This is a genomic window from Mycetohabitans rhizoxinica HKI 454, assembly GCF_000198775.1.
GTDB classification, from domain to species: Bacteria; Pseudomonadota; Gammaproteobacteria; order Burkholderiales; family Burkholderiaceae; genus Mycetohabitans; species Mycetohabitans rhizoxinica.
On record NC_014722.1, the window covers coordinates 131,305 to 148,191 of the forward strand.

General features: G+C 60.9%; 13 protein-coding genes and 1 pseudogene. All 14 read left to right on the top strand.

Features of this window, described 5'->3' with window-relative positions:
- The first annotated feature begins 154 nt into the window (after positions 1–154).
- The 14 genes and pseudogenes from RBRH_RS00510 (at position 155) to RBRH_RS20865 (ending at position 16,672) form a co-directional block, all read left to right on the top strand.
- Positions 155–694: an ATP synthase subunit I gene (locus RBRH_RS00510; protein ID WP_041752937.1), complete on the top strand. Its 540-nt coding sequence runs from the start codon at positions 155–157 to the stop codon at positions 692–694.
- Between the two features lie 51 nt (positions 695–745).
- Positions 746–1,594, top strand: coding sequence for a F0F1 ATP synthase subunit A (gene atpB / locus RBRH_RS00515; protein WP_013433905.1), 849 nt, complete (start codon positions 746–748; stop codon positions 1,592–1,594).
- Between the two features lie 60 nt (positions 1,595–1,654).
- Positions 1,655–1,924, top strand: a complete 270-nt coding sequence (gene atpE / locus RBRH_RS00520; RefSeq protein WP_041752938.1) for a F0F1 ATP synthase subunit C — start codon at positions 1,655–1,657, stop codon at positions 1,922–1,924.
- A gap of 121 nt (positions 1,925–2,045) precedes the next feature.
- Complete coding sequence (locus RBRH_RS00525; RefSeq protein ID WP_013433907.1) at positions 2,046–2,516, top strand: F0F1 ATP synthase subunit B; 471 nt, start codon at positions 2,046–2,048, stop codon at positions 2,514–2,516.
- A 2-nt stretch (positions 2,517–2,518) separates the two neighbouring features.
- Complete coding sequence (locus RBRH_RS00530; RefSeq protein ID WP_013433908.1) at positions 2,519–3,067, top strand: F0F1 ATP synthase subunit delta; 549 nt, start codon at positions 2,519–2,521, stop codon at positions 3,065–3,067.
- Between the two features lie 66 nt (positions 3,068–3,133).
- Positions 3,134–4,676 (top strand): annotated as a pseudogene (gene atpA, locus RBRH_RS00535) (F0F1 ATP synthase subunit alpha).
- A 79-nt stretch (positions 4,677–4,755) separates the two neighbouring features.
- Positions 4,756–5,640: a F0F1 ATP synthase subunit gamma gene (gene atpG / locus RBRH_RS00540; RefSeq protein ID WP_013433910.1), complete on the top strand. Its 885-nt coding sequence runs from the start codon at positions 4,756–4,758 to the stop codon at positions 5,638–5,640.
- A 71-nt stretch (positions 5,641–5,711) separates the two neighbouring features.
- Positions 5,712–7,103 (top strand): F0F1 ATP synthase subunit beta, encoded by a 1,392-nt coding sequence (gene atpD / locus RBRH_RS00545; RefSeq protein ID WP_013433911.1) that lies wholly within the window; start codon positions 5,712–5,714, stop codon positions 7,101–7,103.
- A 105-nt stretch (positions 7,104–7,208) separates the two neighbouring features.
- The gene (locus tag RBRH_RS00550; protein ID WP_041752940.1) at positions 7,209–7,634 is read left to right on the top strand and encodes a F0F1 ATP synthase subunit epsilon; all 426 of its coding nucleotides are present in this window, start codon (positions 7,209–7,211) and stop codon (positions 7,632–7,634) included.
- A 213-nt stretch (positions 7,635–7,847) separates the two neighbouring features.
- Positions 7,848–9,578 (top strand): AMP-binding protein, encoded by a 1,731-nt coding sequence (locus RBRH_RS00555; RefSeq protein ID WP_041753962.1) that lies wholly within the window; start codon positions 7,848–7,850, stop codon positions 9,576–9,578.
- A 625-nt stretch (positions 9,579–10,203) separates the two neighbouring features.
- Complete coding sequence (gene hemE, locus RBRH_RS00560) at positions 10,204–11,343, top strand: uroporphyrinogen decarboxylase (protein WP_083813407.1); 1,140 nt, start codon at positions 10,204–10,206, stop codon at positions 11,341–11,343.
- 456 nt (positions 11,344–11,799) lie between these two features.
- On the top strand, positions 11,800–14,091 hold the full coding sequence (locus RBRH_RS00565; protein ID WP_041752941.1) for a primosomal protein N': 2,292 nt from the start codon (positions 11,800–11,802) through the stop codon (positions 14,089–14,091).
- Positions 14,092–14,358: 267 nt separating this feature from the next.
- Positions 14,359–15,462, top strand: coding sequence for a molybdopterin-dependent oxidoreductase (locus RBRH_RS19980; RefSeq protein WP_269764286.1), 1,104 nt, complete (start codon positions 14,359–14,361; stop codon positions 15,460–15,462).
- Positions 15,347–16,672 (top strand): molybdopterin oxidoreductase family protein, encoded by a 1,326-nt coding sequence (locus tag RBRH_RS20865; protein ID WP_269764296.1) that lies wholly within the window; start codon positions 15,347–15,349, stop codon positions 16,670–16,672. The genes RBRH_RS19980 and RBRH_RS20865 overlap by 116 nt, the downstream gene beginning before the upstream one ends.
- The last annotated feature ends 215 nt before the right edge of the window (positions 16,673–16,887 follow it).

Consider the following 16,887-nt stretch of genomic DNA (forward strand, 5'->3'; position numbering starts at 1 on the left):
CACCGTACATTGCGCACGCCGGGCCGGACGCACGGGTGCCGGCGGCAATAAAGCCTTGAATACGCTGCAACAATCGCTTACAATCGCCCGGATTTATCAGCTTGCCTACCCCGAAAGGCGCGTGTAAGCGTGGTGGGGCTGCAGAGGATGTGTGATGACAACCGGCGTACCGGAAAACGAGCGTGATCCGGCCGTTGCGTCGGGTTCGGCGCCATCGCCTTGCAAGCCATCAAACCGGCTTGCCACTGCGCACAACGATCGGGACGACGAGCTGGAAGATAACGACATCGTTCCGCTCACCCGGGGCGAAGCCGAACGAATGTTCGGGCCGCAGGTGAGCCGTCCATCGCGCGTCACGCCGACGAAGGTCGTGACAGCGCAAATGGTTGTATCCCTGGCAGCGGCGCTCGCGTGGTGGCTGTTTTCAAAGTCGCCGGGTCATGCTGCGCTGTCCGCGGTGTTGGGCGGGGCGATATGCTGGGTGCCGAGTGCGTTGTTCGCGGCACGCCTGAGGAGGAAGGGCAGCACCGAGAGCATTCTTGCCTGGGTGCTGGGCGAGGCGGTCAAGATCGCGTCGACGGTCGCGATGTTTGTTGTGACCGCGATGCTGTATCGGAACGTCCACTGGCTCGCGCTGCTTGTCACCTACCTCATTGCGCTGAAAACGTACTGGCTCGCGCTGGCATGGCGCTGAGCGGTGCGGTACCCGACGAAGCAAGTTTTCGATTTATTGGATTGACACGTCATGGCCGCTAGCGCAGGAACGCATCTGGATCCGTCCGAGTATATCCAGCACCACTTACAGAATTTCGCGACGAAGCACCAGACTTCGATCGTCGACTTCTCGATCATCAATCTCGACACGCTGTTCTGGTCGATCGCGATGGGGCTCGTCACGATCGTGATACTGGCGATTGCTGCACGTGCCGCAACGCCAGGGGTTCCGGGCCGGTTCCAATGCGCGATTGAAATGTTGGTCGAGATGGTCGAGGACCAGTCCAAGGCAATCGTCCATGGCAATCGCCGCTTTATCGCCCCGCTGGCACTGACCGTGTTCATCTGGGTTGCGTTGATGAACTCGCTGGACTTCATTCCAGTTGACCTGCCGGGCCGCATCATCGAATGGATCGGCCTGTCGAACACGATTTCACATCATCGGCTCGTGCCGACCGCCGACTTGAACGGCACGTTGGGTATCGCGCTCGGCGTGCTCGTGCTGATGCTGTATTACAACGTGAAGATCAAGGGACCCGGCGGCTTTGTACGCGAGCTGGTGTCGGCACCATTCGGCTCGAACCCGTTTCTTTGGTTACCGAACTTGTTGCTCAACCTCATCGAGTTTCTCGCGAAGACCGTTTCGCTCGGCATGCGGTTGTTTGGGAACATGTACGCAGGCGAACTGCTGTTCCTGTTGATCGCGCTGCTAGGTAGCATCTGGAGCTTTGGTGCGGACACCACGGTGCTCGGCTTTGTCGGTCACGTGCTCGCCGGCAGCATCTGGGCGATCTTCCACATCCTGATTGTGCTGTTGCAAGCCTTCATTTTCATGATGCTGACGCTGGTTTACCTCGGCCAGGCACATGACGCTCACTAAAGCGTTTCCAGCTCACCAAGTTTAAATTTTTAGTTTCGAGTCTTTTAAAAAGGAGTGATCATGCAAGCTTTCATCGCCAACATCCAGGGTCTGACCGCCATCGGTATCGGCATTATTATCGGCCTGGGTGCGATCGGTGCCTGCCTCGGTATCGCGTTGATGGGCGGCAAGTACATCGAAGCATGCGCGCGCCAGCCGGAATTGATGAACCCGCTGCAGACCAAAATGTTTCTGCTTGCAGGTCTGATCGATGCGGCGTTCCTGATCGGCGTCGGTGTGGCCATGCTGTTTGCGTTTGCGAACCCACTGCTGTCGAAGCTCGCTGGCTAAGGTTTTCGGTTACCACGCGCCGCATGATGCGCGGCGTATTGAAGAAACGGGCGCGAGCTTCGCTAGGTCCTGCGAACGCGCCCGCTTTCAATTCCGGCAAAGCTATCGTTAAGGAAACACCGTGAATCTGAACGCAACTTTGATTGCGCAAATGGTCGTGTTCCTGATCCTCGCGTGGTTCACGATGAAGTTCGTGTGGCCACCGCTGATCAGCGCGCTCGACGAACGTGCGAAGAAGATCGCCGATGGGCTGGCCGCCGCCGACAAGGGCAAGACGGAACTCGAGGCGGCCCACAAGCGGATCGATCAGGAATTGGCGAACGCGCGCAATGAAGGGCAGCAGCGCGTCGCGGAGGCGGAAAAGCGCGCGCAGCTCATGGCCGACGAGATCAAGCGCAACGCACAGGCTGAAGCGGCGCGGATCATCGCGCAAGCGAAGGCCGAAGCCGAGCAACAAGTGGTCAAGGTCCGCGACGCATTGCGCGGCGATGTCGCCGCCTTGGCCGTCAAGGGTGCTGAGCAGATCTTGAAGCGCGAAATTGACCAGAACGCGCACGTCGAGCTGCTGAACCAACTGAAAGCCGAGCTCTGATCATGGCCGAACTAGCAACCATCGCCCGTCCGTACGCCGAGGCGCTGTTTGGCGTAGCGTCCACCGATCGTGCCGCCGATCTGGCCGCCTGGTCCGCACTGGTGCAGGAGTTGGCGCAGGTTGCGCGTCTTCCCGAGGTGCTGTCGATTGTATCGAGCCCGAAGGTGGGCCGCCAGCAGGTCGTCGACCTGCTGCTTGCCGCGCTGAAGTCGCCGGTAAAGGACTCGCCTGCCGCGAAGAACTTTGTGCAGATGCTGGTGGAGAACCACCGGGTTCCGTTGCTGCCCGAAATCGCTGCCCAGTTCGATGCATTGAAGAATGCACAGGAAGGTGCGGCCGACGTGACCATCGAGAGTGCGTTTGCGCTGGATGGGCAGTCGCTTGCCGATCTAGTCGCGGTGCTCGAGCGCAAATTTCAGCGCAAGCTAAAGCCGACGGTGAAGCTTGAGCCTGCACTGATCGGCGGCGTGCGGGTGACGGTTGGCGACGAAGTGCTCGATACCTCGGTCCGCGCGCGGCTCGCGGCGATGCAAACGGCGTTGACCGCATAACCGAATTGCGGTCCGCCAGCGTCACGCTAACGCGACGCGCAACAGAATTGAACATCAGGAGCGATTATGCAACTCAACCCCTCTGAAATCAGCGAGCTGATCAAGAGCCGGATCCAGGGACTGGAGGCCGACGCTGACGTTCGCAATCAGGGAACTGTGGTCTCCGTGACCGACGGTATCGTCCGCATCCACGGCCTGTCGGACGTGATGCAAGGCGAAATGCTGGAGTTTCCGGGCAACACGTTCGGCTTGGCGCTGAACCTGGAGCGCGACTCGGTCGGCGCGGTGATTCTCGGTGAATTCGAGCACATTTCCGAAGGCGACACGGTTAAGACGACGGGCCGCATCCTCGAGGTGCCGGTCGGCCCGGAGTTGATCGGCCGCGTCGTCGACGCGTTGGGCAACCCGATCGACGGCAAGGGTCCGATCAACGCGAAGACCACCGATGCGATCGAAAAAATTGCGCCGGGCGTGATCTGGCGCAAGTCGGTGTCCGAGCCGGTGCAGACCGGCTTGAAGTCGATCGATTCGATGGTGCCGATCGGCCGTGGCCAGCGCGTAGCTGATCATCGGCGACCGCCAGACCGGCAAGACCGCCGTGGCCGTCGACGCGATCATCAACCAGAAGGGCAAGAACCTGACGTGTATCTACGTCGCGATCGGCCAGAAAGCGTCGTCGATCATGAATGTCGTGCGCAAGCTCGAAGAGCATGGCGCGATGGACTACACGATCGTCGTGGCTGCGTCGGCATCCGATTCCGCCGCGATGCAATTCATCGCGCCGTACGCCGGCTGCACGATGGGCGAATACTTCCGCGATCGCGGTCAGGACGCGCTGATCATCTATGACGACTTGACCAAGCAAGCGTGGGCGTACCGCCAGATCTCGCTGCTGCTGCGTCGTCCGCCAGGCCGCGAGGCGTATCCCGGCGACGTGTTCTATCTGCACTCGCGTCTGCTCGAGCGGGCGGCCCGCGTGTCCGAGGAATATGTCGAAAAGTTCACGAACGGCGAAGTGAAGGGCAAGAGCGGTTCGCTGACCGCGCTGCCGGTGATTGAAACGCAGGCCGGTGACGTAACTGCGTTCGTGCCGACCAACGTCATCTCGATTACCGATGGCCAGATCTTCTTGGAAACCGATTTGTTCAACGCCGGTATTCGCCCCGCGATCAACGCCGGTATCTCGGTGTCGCGGGTCGGTGGCGCGGCGCAGACGAAGGTGATCAAGAAGCTGTCCGGCGGCATCCGTACTGACTTGGCGCAGTACCGCGAGCTTGCGGCGTTCGCACAGTTTGCATCGGACCTAGACGAAGCGACCCGTAAGCAACTCGAGCGTGGCCGTCGCGTGACGGAACTGCTCAAGCAGCCGCAGTATCAGCCGCTACAGGTTTGGGAGTTGGCGGTTGCGCTGTTTGCCGCGAACAACGGCTACCTGGACGACCTGGAAGTGAAGCACGTGCTACCGTTCGAAAAGGGCCTGGGCGAGTTCCTGAAGACCAGCCATGCCGCGCTGATCAAGCGTATCGAAGACAACAAGGACTTAGCGAAGGACGATGAAGCCGCGTTGCATGCGGCGATCAAGGACTTCAAAAAGTCCGGCGCTTACTGATCTCGGGAATGCGGACAGAATGCGGCCTACATCGTGCAACGTCACGACGGGCTGCGCCGCTTCGGACAAGGAGTAAGCAATGGCTGGCATGAAGGAAATCCGCGGCAAGATCAAGAGCGTGCAGAACACGCGCAAGATCACCAAGGCGATGGAAATGGTGGCCGCGTCGAAGATGCGACGCGCGCAGGAGCGCATGCGCACGGCTCGTCCGTACGCCGACAAAGTTCGCGATATTGCCGCGCATATGAGCGGGGCGAATCCGGAGTATCGTCACCCGTTCATGGTGAAGAACGTCGGCGCGAAGACGGCGGGTGTCATCGTGGTGACCACCGACAAGGGCTTGTGCGGCGGCATGAATACGAACGTGCTGCGTGCGCTGGTGCAGAAGTTCAAGGACCTCGACGCACAGGGCATCAAGACTGAGTCAACTGCAATCGGTGGCAAGGGCCTCACCTTTTTGAACCGCTTCGGCGGCAAGGTCGTGTCGCAGGTCACGCATCTGGGTGATACCCCGCACCTGGAGAAGTTGATCGGCGCGATCAAGGTCCAGCTTGACCGGTATTCGCAAGGCGAGTTGTCGGCGGTGTACCTGGCTTACACACGTTTCGTCAATACGATGAAGCAGGAGCCGGTGATCGAGCAACTGCTGCCGTTGACCGACGAACGTTTCGAGAAGCGCGCGGATGAAGCCCCAACGCCGAAGTCGTCATGGGACTACATCTACGAGCCCGATGCGCAGGCGGTGGTCGATGACCTGCTGGTGCGTTATGTGGAAGCGCTGGTGTACCAAGCCGTGGCCGAGAACATGGCATCCGAGCAATCGGCGCGGATGGTGGCGATGAAGGCGGCATCCGATAACGCGAAGACGGTGATCAACGACCTGCAGCTCGTCTACAACAAGAGCCGGCAGGCAGCGATCACGAAGGAACTGTCGGAGATCGTCGGCGGTGCGGCGGCGGTCTGAGCCACGCCTGGACGAAGCCCGGAACCACGCGCCGCGCGCGGGGAAAGAATCAAGTATCTAAAGGAAATGCGATGAGTACTACTGCTTTGGTAGAAGGCAAGATCGTACAGTGCATCGGCGCCGTTATCGACGTGGAGTTCCCGCGCGAGCAAATGCCGAAGATCTACGACGCACTGATTCTGGAAGGCAGCGATCTGACGCTCGAAGTCCAGCAGCAACTCGGCGATGGCGTCGTGCGCACGATCTGTTTGGGATCGTCCGAAGGCTTGCGCCGTGGGTTGACGGTGAAGAACACGGGCAACCCGATCACCGTGCCGGTCGGCACGCCGACGCTCGGCCGGATCATGGACGTGCTCGGCCGGCCGATCGATGAAGCGGGCCCGATCTCGCACGAGAACACGCGCTCGATCCACCAAAAGGCCCCGGCGTTCGACGAACTGTCGCCATCGACGGAGCTGCTTGAAACGGGCATCAAGGTGATCGACCTGATTTGCCCGTTCGCAAAGGGCGGGAAGGTGGGTCTGTTCGGTGGCGCCGGCGTGGGCAAGACCGTGAACATGATGGAGTTAATCAACAACATCGCGAAGGAGCACGGCGGTTACTCCGTGTTCGCCGGTGTCGGTGAGCGGACCCGCGAAGGGAACGACTTCTATCATGAAATGAAGGACTCGAACGTCCTGGACAAGGTCGCGCTGGTGTACGGCCAGATGAACGAGCCGCCGGGCAACCGCCTGCGCGTGGCGTTGACGGGCCTGACGATGGCCGAGCACTTCCGTGACGAAGGCCGTGACGTGCTGTTCTTCGTCGACAACATCTACCGGTTCACGCTGGCGGGTACGGAAGTGTCGGCGCTGCTGGGCCGGATGCCGTCCGCGGTGGGCTACCAGCCGACGCTCGCCGAGGAAATGGGCAAGCTGCAGGAGCGCATCACGTCGACGAAGACCGGCTCGATCACATCGGTGCAGGCCGTATACGTTCCGGCGGATGACTTGACCGATCCGTCGCCGGCGACCACGTTCGGCCACTTGGACGCCACCGTCGTGCTCTCGCGTGACATCGCGTCGCTCGGTATCTATCCGGCGGTTGACCCGCTCGACTCGACGTCGCGCCAGATCGACCCGAACGTGATTGGCGAGGAGCACTACACGATCACGCGTAGCGTGCAGCAGACGCTGCAACGCTTCAAGGAACTGCGCGACATCATCGCGATTCTCGGAATGGACGAACTGTCGCCGGAAGATAAGCTCACGGTGGCCCGTGCGCGTAAGATCCAGCGCTTCCTGTCGCAGCCGTTCCACGTGGCAGAAGTGTTCACGGGCGCGCCCGGCAAGTACGTGCCATTGAAGGAAACGATCCGCGGCTTCAAGATGATCGTCGATGGCGAGTGCGATCATCTGCCGGAGCAGGCGTTCTACATGGTGGGTACGATCGACGAAGCCTTCGAAAAAGCAAAGAAGATCTAATCGGTCGGGTGTTCGTAGCGGGGAGGCGTCCTCTTTTTGAGGGCGCCGGGAGAGTCAGAACTGGCCGTGCCCACCCCAGCGATTCACGCTCAACCAGGAGTCGATATGGCAACCATCAAAGTAGACGTCGTCAGTGCCGAGGAAAGTATTTTCTCGGGACACGCGAGATTCGTCGCGCTGCCGGGCGAAGCGGGTGAACTGGGCATCCTGCCCGGCCACACGCCGCTCATCACGCGTATCCGCCCGGGCTCCGTGCGTATCGAGGACGAGAATGGTGACGAGCAGTTCGTGTTCGTTGCCGGCGGTATCCTCGAAGTGCAGCCCGGCGCGGTGACGGTGCTCGCGGACACCGCGATCCGTGGCGCGGAACTGGACGAAGCGAAGGCCGAGCAGGCGCGCAAGCGTGCCGAAGAGGCCTTGCAGAACACCGACTCGAACCTCGAGTACGCTACGGCACAAGCCGAACTGGCCTATGCCACGGCTCAACTCGCGGCCATCGCGCAACTGCGTCGTCGTCGCGGACAGCATTGACCCGGAGGGGGCTGCGGCAAGTTCGCGGCCGCGCCAGTGTGAACAACCCACATCGAGCGATGTGGGTTTTTTTTCGTCTTTTTAAGCGTTGTGGTTGCGTCCGGGTTCAATCGATGCTCAATGTGATATTCCACAGTCACACAATGCGATTGAAAGCTTCCCAATACGTAAAGGTCATCCTGAACGACTCAGCGGATGAAACCGGAGACGACAATGACCACTGCACTCGCCTTGCCGCCGGCACAAATCGAGCCCAAGAACGGCTTGTCCTACGTTCGTGGCCGTACCGATGTTCTACTGTCCGGGGCAACGGTGGGCGAGTTTCTTGGGCAGACCGCGCGATGCTTCGCTGACCATCTGGCCGTTGTGTTCCGGGAGCAGGGCGTGCGCTGGACGTGGCGGGAATTCTCCCAGGAGGTCGACGCGCTGGCGGCTGGGTTTGCGTCGCTGGACATCGGCCAGGGGGACCGGGTCGGTATTTGGTCGCCGAATCGCGTCGAATGGCTGGTCACGCAGTTTGCGACCGCGCGCATCGGCGCGATCCTCGTCAACATCAACCCCGCCTATCGGCTGGCTGAACTCGACTATGCGTTGAACAAAGTCGGCTGCCGCGCGATTGTGGCCGCGGAGCAATTCAAGACGTCGCGGTATCTCGAGATGCTGCAGACGCTTGCACCGGAACTTGCGCAGCACGCGCCGGGGGAATTGCAGGCGGCGCGCCTGCCCGAACTGCGCCACGTGATCAGGATGGGCGCCGGCCGGACGCCGGGCATGCTTTGCTACGACGATCTGGTGCAGCAAGGCCGCAGCCGCCTGGACATGGCGCACCTCGCCGCGATAAGCGGCACGCTCGACGCGCATGACCCGATCAACATCCAGTTCACTAGCGGCACCACCGGCAAGCCGAAGGGGGCGACGTTGACCCATCACAACATCGTCAATAACGCGCGCTTCATCGCGATGTCGATGCGTCTAACGGAGCAGGACCGGTTGTGCATCCCGGTGCCGCTGTATCACTGTTTCGGCATGGTGCTTGCGGTGCTCGCCTGTGTGTCCACTGGTGCCGCGATGGTATTCCCGGGGGAAGGATTCGATCCGGCGGCCACGCTTGCCGCAGTGTCGGACGAGCGATGCACGGCGCTACACGGCGTGCCGACGATGTTCATTGCCGAGCTCGACCACCCCGATTTCGAGCACTATGATTTGAGTCGGCTGCGCACCGGCATCATGGCTGGCTCGCCGTGTCCGATTGAAACGATGAAGCGGGTTGTCGCACGCATGCACCTGGGTGAGATCACGATTGCGTATGGGATGACCGAGACGAGCCCTGTCTCATTCCAGAGTGCGGCGTCGGACCCGCTCGAAAAGCGCACCACGACAGTGGGCCGGATTCAGCCGCACCTGGAGGCGAAGATCATCGATGCGCTGGGCAATATTGTGCCGGTCGGGCAGACTGGTGAGCTTTGCACCAAAGGCTATTCGGTAATGCAGGGCTATTGGGGCGACGACGAAAAGACGCGCGAGTCGATCATCGACGGCTGGATGCATACGGGTGACCTGGCGACGCTGGACGCGCAGGGGTATTGCAATATCGTAGGACGACTCAAGGACATGGTGATCCGTGGCGGCGAGAACATTTATCCGCGGGAGATCGAGGAATTATTGTTTCGGCATCCAAAGATACAGTCGGTGCAGGTCTTCGGGGTGCCGGACGCGAAATATGGGGAGGAACTGTGCGCCTGGATCGTGTTGCGGCCTGGCGAGACGGCGACCGCGGAGGATATCCGAGATTTTTGCCATGGCCAGATCGCTCACTACAAAATCCCGAAATACGTCCGATTCGTGTCGGACTTGCCGATGACGGTAACGGGCAAGGTGCAGAAATTCGTGATGCGCGCCAAAATGATAGACGAGTTGAAGCTATCGTTGGACAAGACCGCGTAGGCAGCCAGCGTGGGCAAAAAAAAGCGGGCTCGGAGCCCGCTAAAAACCACACGCTACGGGGTTAGCGCGAGGAGACCATGGGTGGCATTGTGTTACCGCGTCTGACGCGGTGCCAACAAAGATGTCCCTGCGCAGCAGAGCGTCGGCAGTGCCGACCGGTGTTCACGCGTCGCATCCGCTCATACGACACAGTAGACCGCATCCGTGTTGGAAACCAATGGAAGCATTTTGGGGGAAACCCGCCGCCCGTGGGGTAACAAAGTGTTTCAGGTTGTAACTTCCTTTCGTCTGCCATTTGCAAGTTATTTATTTCCGCAGCCTTTGCCTTTTAATTAAAATATTTGGACCACAGGTAGCCGATAGTGTGTGCGGCCGTTGCTACACGCGTGCGCTGCGGCCTTGTGTTACGGTCGTTCACGTTTTTCCACAAGCACCGCATGAACGGATCAAACGGGTCAAACCGTTCATTGCGTCTCCTTGGGACGGCGGGACCGGCATCGGAACCTGCTAGAGTCCTAACGTGCCGCATGCGTGCACGGCGCACTAACGCACCGAAACGTCGAAACGCTGAAACGCCGAGGCCCGTCCATCATAGGCGAGTCGGCATCCATTGCTCGAATCGCCGATGCGCGGCGCGCGTCCGTTAAAATGGTGCTTTTCCTGGGCAGAGCGCACCGTGCCTCACAATCTCGCCAACGACACTTTCCTGCGCGCGCTGCGGCGCGAACCGACCGAGTACACGCCGATCTGGTTGATGCGCCAGGCGGGCCGTTATCTTCCCGAGTACAACGCCACGCGCGCCCGTGCGGGCAGCTTCCTCGGTTTGGCCAAGCAGCCCGACTACGCAACCGAGGTGACGCTGCAGCCGCTCGATCGCTATGTGCTCGATGCGGCAATCCTATTTTCGGACATCCTGACGATCCCCGATGCGATGGGGCTGGGACTTGAATTTACGCCCGGCGAGGGCCCACGCTTTGCCCACCCGGTCCGCACCGAGGCCGACGTCGCCCGGCTCGCCGTGCCCGGCATCGATGCGACGTTGCGCTACGTGACCGATGCGGTTGCGCAGATCCGTCGCGCGCTGGTGGGCGCCGATGGCCGTCAGCGCGTGCCGCTGATCGGCTTCTCCGGGTCGCCGTGGACGCTAGCGTGCTACATGGTTGAGGGCGGTGGCAGTGACGATTTCCGTACCGTGAAATCGATGCTGTATGCCAGGCCCGATCTAATGCACCGGATCCTGGAGGTCAATGCGCGCGCGGTCGCCGATTATCTGAATGCACAGATTGATGCCGGCGCGCAAGCGGTGATGATCTTCGATACCTGGGGCGGCGTGCTGGCCGAGCGCATTTACCAGTCGTTTTCACTACAGTACATGTCCCAGGTCGTCGCGGCGCTCAAGCGTGAACATGATGGCGAGCCTGTCCCCGTAATTGCCTTTACCAAGGGCGGCGGGCAGTGGCTTGAGGCGATTGCCGCGAGCGGCGTCGATGCGGTGGGGCTGGACTGGACCGTCGATCTGGCGCGGGCACGGGCGCGAGTGGGCGGCCGGGTTGCCTTGCAGGGCAATCTTGACCCGAACGTGTTGTTTGCCCCGCCCGAGGTGATTCGCGCCCAGGCTCGTCAGGTGCTGGACGCCTACGGCAATCACCCGGGGCACATATTCAACCTCGGGCATGGCATTTCGCAATTCACGCCAGTGCAGGCGGTTACCGAACTGGTCGACGAAGTACACCAGTACAGCCGCGCAATGCGTGCCGTCGAATGATCGCCGGCCGTTGCTGCAATGCCATAGCGTGGACCCTGTTCGTCAGGGGCCTGGACTTGTGCAAACCGCGGTAGTAGCGACTTGTCAACACCTGCTGGCGGCCACTTATACACATTTTTTTGCCACCTTTGTCACATCGTGAATTTTGGCGTAGCAGAGTAGCATCACGCGCAAATTATTTTTCTAAATCCTTGATTTGTAAAATAATCTGGATCGAGCCGACGCAAAGCCCGATCTCGGCGAAATGTGCGTCGCTCGGCCGCTCCACGGGGGTGGCCGCGGGCTTTTACACAAAGTTATCCACAGGATGCCGAGCGATCATAAATTTTTACGATGAATCCATGGCTTAGCGGTGGTTGCGATGTTTTACTTTAACTTTACGCTGCCTTGTCTCCCCTCTCGGTGACGCTTCGCCGCGCCGGCTCGGATCGCCGTGGCTGCGCCGACACACGACCCATGCAACCGACGCTTTTTCGTTACGTTCGAGTCGCGCTGGACCATCCGCTTTCGGCACTGTACGACTACCGCTGGACTTTGCCGTCGCAGCCGCTGCCCGGCATGCTCGTGCAAGTGCCATTTGGCCGCCGGCAGATAGTGGGACTGGTCATCGAGGTCGCGGATGCGACTGACGTGCCAGAGGATCGATTGCGAGACGTCCAAAGCGCGTGCATCGATTGTCCGCCGCTGGACGCAAACTGGCTTCAATTGATCGCGTTTGCTGCGGATTACTATCAGCGCGGCCGCGGCGAAGTGGCGTTGCCAGCGTTGCCGCAGGCGTTGCGCGATGCGGCCCGTTGGCCACGGCTGTTCGCGCGTGAGCCGGTCTATCGGCTGACGACGGCCGGGCGCGATAGGTTGCCTGACGCGTTGCCGGCCCGCGCGACGGCGTTGCGACGGCTCGCCCAGGCATTGTTGCGGGCGGACACGCTGGGCGCTGACGATGCCCGCGCGATCCACCCGAAGGCCGTTGCGACGCTCGAGCAGTGGCAGGAGCACGGATGGGTTCACGTGCAATGGCGCGGCGCCGTCGAGGCATTGGAAATGAGCGACACGACGCAGCCGCCGGGGCGGCCCGGGCACGATGTCTCGTCGCGGCTGGACCCGTGCGCGGTGCCCGAGCTTAATGCTGAACAGCGGGCGGCGGTCGAGGCGATCGACGCCGCCCGAGGCTTCGCGCCGTTCGTATTGCATGGCGTGACCGGCAGTGGCAAAACTGAGGTGTATCTGCACAGTTTGGCTGCCTTGTTCGCCCGTCGGCCCGATGCGCAGGCGCTGGTGATGGTGCCGGAGATCAACTTAACGCCGCAGTTCGAAGCGGTATTCCGGGCGCGTTTTTCGCACTGGCCGGCCACCGCTTTGGTGACTTTGCACAGTGGTCTGGCGGACGGTGAGCGAGCGCGTAATTGGCTGGCGGCGCACGCCGCCGGTGCGCGGATCGTGCTGGGCACGCGGATGGCGGTGCTCGCGTCGCTGCCGCGGCTGGCACTGATTATCGTCGATGAGGAACACGAGCCCGCCTATAAGCAGCAAGAAGGGCTGCGCTACTCCGCACGGGACCTGGCGGTGTGGCGGGCCAAGCAGTTGAGCGTCTCCGTCGTGCTCGGCTCGGCCACGCCGTCGCTCGAAACATGGTGGCATGCGTGCCAGCGCCGCTACACGACGTTGGCGTTGTCGCGGCGCGCGGTAGCGGACGCGACGTTGCCTCGGGTCAGGCTAATCGACATGGAGGCGGAGAAACAGACGGGTCGCCATCGCGCGGATGGGTTATCGATGCCGCTCGTGAAAGCGTTGCAAGAGCGCTTGGCGCGTGGCGAACAAAGCCTGGTGTTCCTGAACCGCCGGGGCTACGCGCCGGTGCTGGCCTGCGACGCGTGTGGCTGGGTCGCAGGCTGCTCGCGCTGCAGCGCGTATGTGGTGCTGCACAGGCCCGAGCAGCGCATGCGATGCCATCACTGCGGTGGGGAAAGTCGCATCCCGCGAGCATGCCCGGCGTGTGGCAACGTCGATCTAGCGCCGTTCGGCCGCGGTACGCAACGTATCGAGGAGGCGCTCGGTGCGGCGGTGCCCGGTGCGCGAGTGTTGCGCATCGATGCGGATAGCACGCGGCGCAAGGGCAGTGCACAGGCGTTGTTGTCCGGGGTGCATGCCGGCGATGTCGATATCCTGGTTGGCACACAGATGATCGCGAAGGGACATGACTTTCAACGGGTCACGCTGGTCGGCGTGCTGAATGCGGATGCCGCGTTGTTCTCGCATGATTTTCGCGCGGGAGAACGGCTGTTCGCGCAATTGATGCAAGTCTCGGGCCGGGCTGGGCGGGGCGGCACCCACGGCGAGGTGCTGATCCAAACCGGACATGCGCGGCACGCGTTATATGCGGCGCTGGCGCGCCACGATTACGTCGGCTTTGCCGAGACGACACTGGCCGAGCGGCGCGACGCGCATCTGCCGCCCTTCGTTTTTCAGGCACTGCTGCGCGCCGAAGCGCGCGGCTTGGACGATGCGCTGCGGTTTCTCAATGAGGCTGCCGCGATACTTGACGCGGTACCCGGCGCCGAGTGCGTGACGCGCTATGATCCGGTGCCGCTGAACATCGTCAAGGTGATGCACGTGCACCGCGCACAGCTGCTGCTCGAAAGCGCTTCGCGTGCCGCGCTGCAGCGTACGCTGCACGCGTGGGTGCCGCGGTTGCGCGAACTCAAAGGGGCCCTGCGCTGGAATGTGGAAGTCGATCCGCTGGATATCTGAGCGTGTATGGCGTGGCGCCGGCGAAACCAACAGTGAAAGAACCCATCGGCCTGTTCAAAACAACTTGGCCACTACAAAGCGCTCTTTCGTGTTCATCTTCATCTTTGAGAACGAACTTTACTAGGTTCCGACTGGCCCTATTTGTGCCGAAGGCAAGTCACCCCGACGGGGTTGGGGTAACCGTGACGATTCTGACGCTGACCGTGTTGTTGCGTTACGTGGGAATATGGGTTGCTCTTCCAAAAGAAATGTTTAGGGAGAGCGAGCATGGAGCCCCGTCAGGATCAGAATATCAGTTGTCTCGGTGAACCTGATCGGTGGGTTCATTCCGCGTGCATACTTTGTTCTAATGGCTGCGGTCTGGAAATCGCTGTCAAGGACGGGCGCATCGTGGGTGTTCGCGGCAAGCTAGATCATCCGGTGAATTTCGGGCACCTTGGCCCCAAGGGCAAGCATGCCTGGGTGGCGAACGAAAGTCGCCGACGCGGGCGGCAACCGATGGTCCGGCGTGCCAAGGGTGCGCCGCTAGAGCCGGTGAGTTGGGATGAGGCGCTGGCCTTCTTTATGCAAAAATTTCAAGATGCGTGGGAACAGGGCCACGGGAATCTCGCGTGCTACAACTCCGGACAACTGACCTTGGAGGAGTTCTATACCCTGGGTAAGCTTTGGCGAGGCGGCCTGCAGTCGTCAAACATTGATGGCAACACGCGGCTGTGCACAGCGACTGCGGCCACTGGGCTGATGGCCAATTTTGGCGCCGATGGTCCCGCTGCTTCCTACGTCGACATTGATGAGGCAGAACTCCTATGCCTCTATGGCCACAATGTTGCCGAGGCTCAGACGGTGTTGTGGGAGCGGATGCTCGCGGCAAAACAACGCAACCAGGGCCGTATCATTGTAGTGGATCCGCGCAAGAGTCCGACTGTGCGCCAGGGAGCGGACCTCCATTTACAAATCCGAATTGGCACCAACGTGGCGCTGATGAACGGGCTGATCCACCTGCTAATTCGCAACGGCGCGGTCGATCTCGATTTTGTGCGCAAGCACACGGTCGGTTTCGAGCTGATGCAGTCGGTCGTGGCCGAATATTCGCCGCAGCGCGTGGCCGACATCTGCGGTATTGAGATCACCGCGCTGGAGACGGCGGCGCAATGGATAGGCAGTACAGAGCGGCATGGTTTTCTACCGTGCTGCAGGGGGGTTTTATCAGGCTGTGGAGGCGACCGCATCCTCTTCCTTGGTCAACAGTGTGCATCTGCTGCGCGGTGCCATCGGCAAGCGCGGCGCGGGCCCCTTGTTAATGGCGGGACAGCCCTCCGCCATGTCGAACCGGGAAGCTGGGGCGGACGGCTCCTACCCCGGCTATCGTAATCCCCATAACCTCACCCATATGCGGGAGCTGGCCGAACTCTGGAATATCGACCCCGTTACGTTCCACCCTGAGGTACCGAAAGATATCGTCACGATGCTCGAAACCGCCGAGCGCGGGGAGATTGAATTCCTGTGGGTGATCGGCACTAATCCAATTGTCAGCCTGCCTGACCAGAATCGTACGCGGCGCATCCTGGAGCAGTTGTTCGTGGTCGTACAGGATCCTTTTGTCGACGCTGACACGATTGCTTTGGCCGACATTTACTTTCCCGTGGCCATGTGGGGCGAAAAGACGGGCTGCGTGACAAATGCTGACCGCACTGTCAATTTATTATGCAAAGCCGTCGAACCGCCGGGACAGGCCCGCACCGACCTCGAAATCTTCGTCGAGGTCGCACACCGTCTTGGTTTTAAGGATCGGGACGGCAAACCGCTAATCGGCTATCGGGAACCATCGGAGGCGTTCGACGAGTGGCGCCGCGTGTCCAAGGGCCGGCCGTGCGATTACTCAGGAATGACCTACGAGTTGTTGTTGAAGAAGGGCGGCGTGCGCTGGCCCTGCAACGAACAGCACCCGGAGGGCAGCGAGCGGCTATATGAGGATCTACATTTTTGGACCGGGATTGACGACTGCGAAAGCTACGGCGCCGATTTTCTCACCGGCAGCAAGCACACGCGCGCGCAATACAAGGCCATCGATCCCAACGGGCGTGCTTTCCTGCGGCCAGCGCAATGGCGCCGGCCGCCCAACCCGCCAAGCGAGTCATATCCCTTCGTTTTGTCGACAGGGCGTGTTGTCTACCATTTCCACACGCGAACCAAGACCGGACGTTCTGAAGCGCTGCATCGGCGTGTGCCGAATGCCTATGTTGAAATCCATCCCGACGATGCGCAACGGCTGGGCATTTGTCTTGGAGACTGGGTGGAAGTGTCGTCGATGCGCGGGCGATGGGAAGGGCCGGCGATGGTCGTCGACACGGTGCGGCCCGGAGAATTGTTTATTCCCTTCCATTTCGGCAAAGGCCATCAAGCGGCCAATCAACACACGACCTATGCCCGCGATCCTGTCAGCCAACAGCCGCAGTTTAAGTCGTCCCCAGTCCAGTTAAAGTGGCTGAGCTTTGCGGAACCGGAGCCCTGGCTGGTTGAGCGTCGGAATGACTTGCAGAATAGGAATATGAAGCCGTATGCTGCCAGAGATATTCGATAAGCGACTCTCCTCGCTCTATCGCATGAATGCGATAAAGCCCGCGTTCGTCGGCTGCACTGTACCCAAGCAAAGATGGCCAACACTTGACCTGTCCGAGAAAGTTAGACGACTACAGTGCGCCGCAGTTTGACTGGACCGGATCGCACGGCAGCGCCGACGGCGCCTGCCCTGGACGATCGGAGCGGAAAGACAGAAATCGGAACGGAAAGACCGAG

Coding starts and splice junctions, on each gene's coding strand:
- RBRH_RS00550 (WP_041752940.1), top strand. CDS start 7,209: ATGGCAACCATCAAAGTAGACGTCGTCAGTGCCGAGGAAAGTATTTTC.
- RBRH_RS19980 (WP_269764286.1), top strand. CDS start 14,359: ATGGAGCCCCGTCAGGATCAGAATATCAGTTGTCTCGGTGAACCTGAT.
- hemE (WP_083813407.1), top strand. CDS start 10,204: ATGCGCGGCGCGCGTCCGTTAAAATGGTGCTTTTCCTGGGCAGAGCGC.
- RBRH_RS00555 (WP_041753962.1), top strand. CDS start 7,848: ATGACCACTGCACTCGCCTTGCCGCCGGCACAAATCGAGCCCAAGAAC.
- RBRH_RS00530 (WP_013433908.1), top strand. CDS start 2,519: ATGGCCGAACTAGCAACCATCGCCCGTCCGTACGCCGAGGCGCTGTTT.
- RBRH_RS00565 (WP_041752941.1), top strand. CDS start 11,800: ATGCAACCGACGCTTTTTCGTTACGTTCGAGTCGCGCTGGACCATCCG.
- atpD (WP_013433911.1), top strand. CDS start 5,712: ATGAGTACTACTGCTTTGGTAGAAGGCAAGATCGTACAGTGCATCGGC.
- atpE (WP_041752938.1), top strand. CDS start 1,655: ATGCAAGCTTTCATCGCCAACATCCAGGGTCTGACCGCCATCGGTATC.
- atpG (WP_013433910.1), top strand. CDS start 4,756: ATGGCTGGCATGAAGGAAATCCGCGGCAAGATCAAGAGCGTGCAGAAC.
- atpB (WP_013433905.1), top strand. CDS start 746: ATGGCCGCTAGCGCAGGAACGCATCTGGATCCGTCCGAGTATATCCAG.
- RBRH_RS00510 (WP_041752937.1), top strand. CDS start 155: ATGACAACCGGCGTACCGGAAAACGAGCGTGATCCGGCCGTTGCGTCG.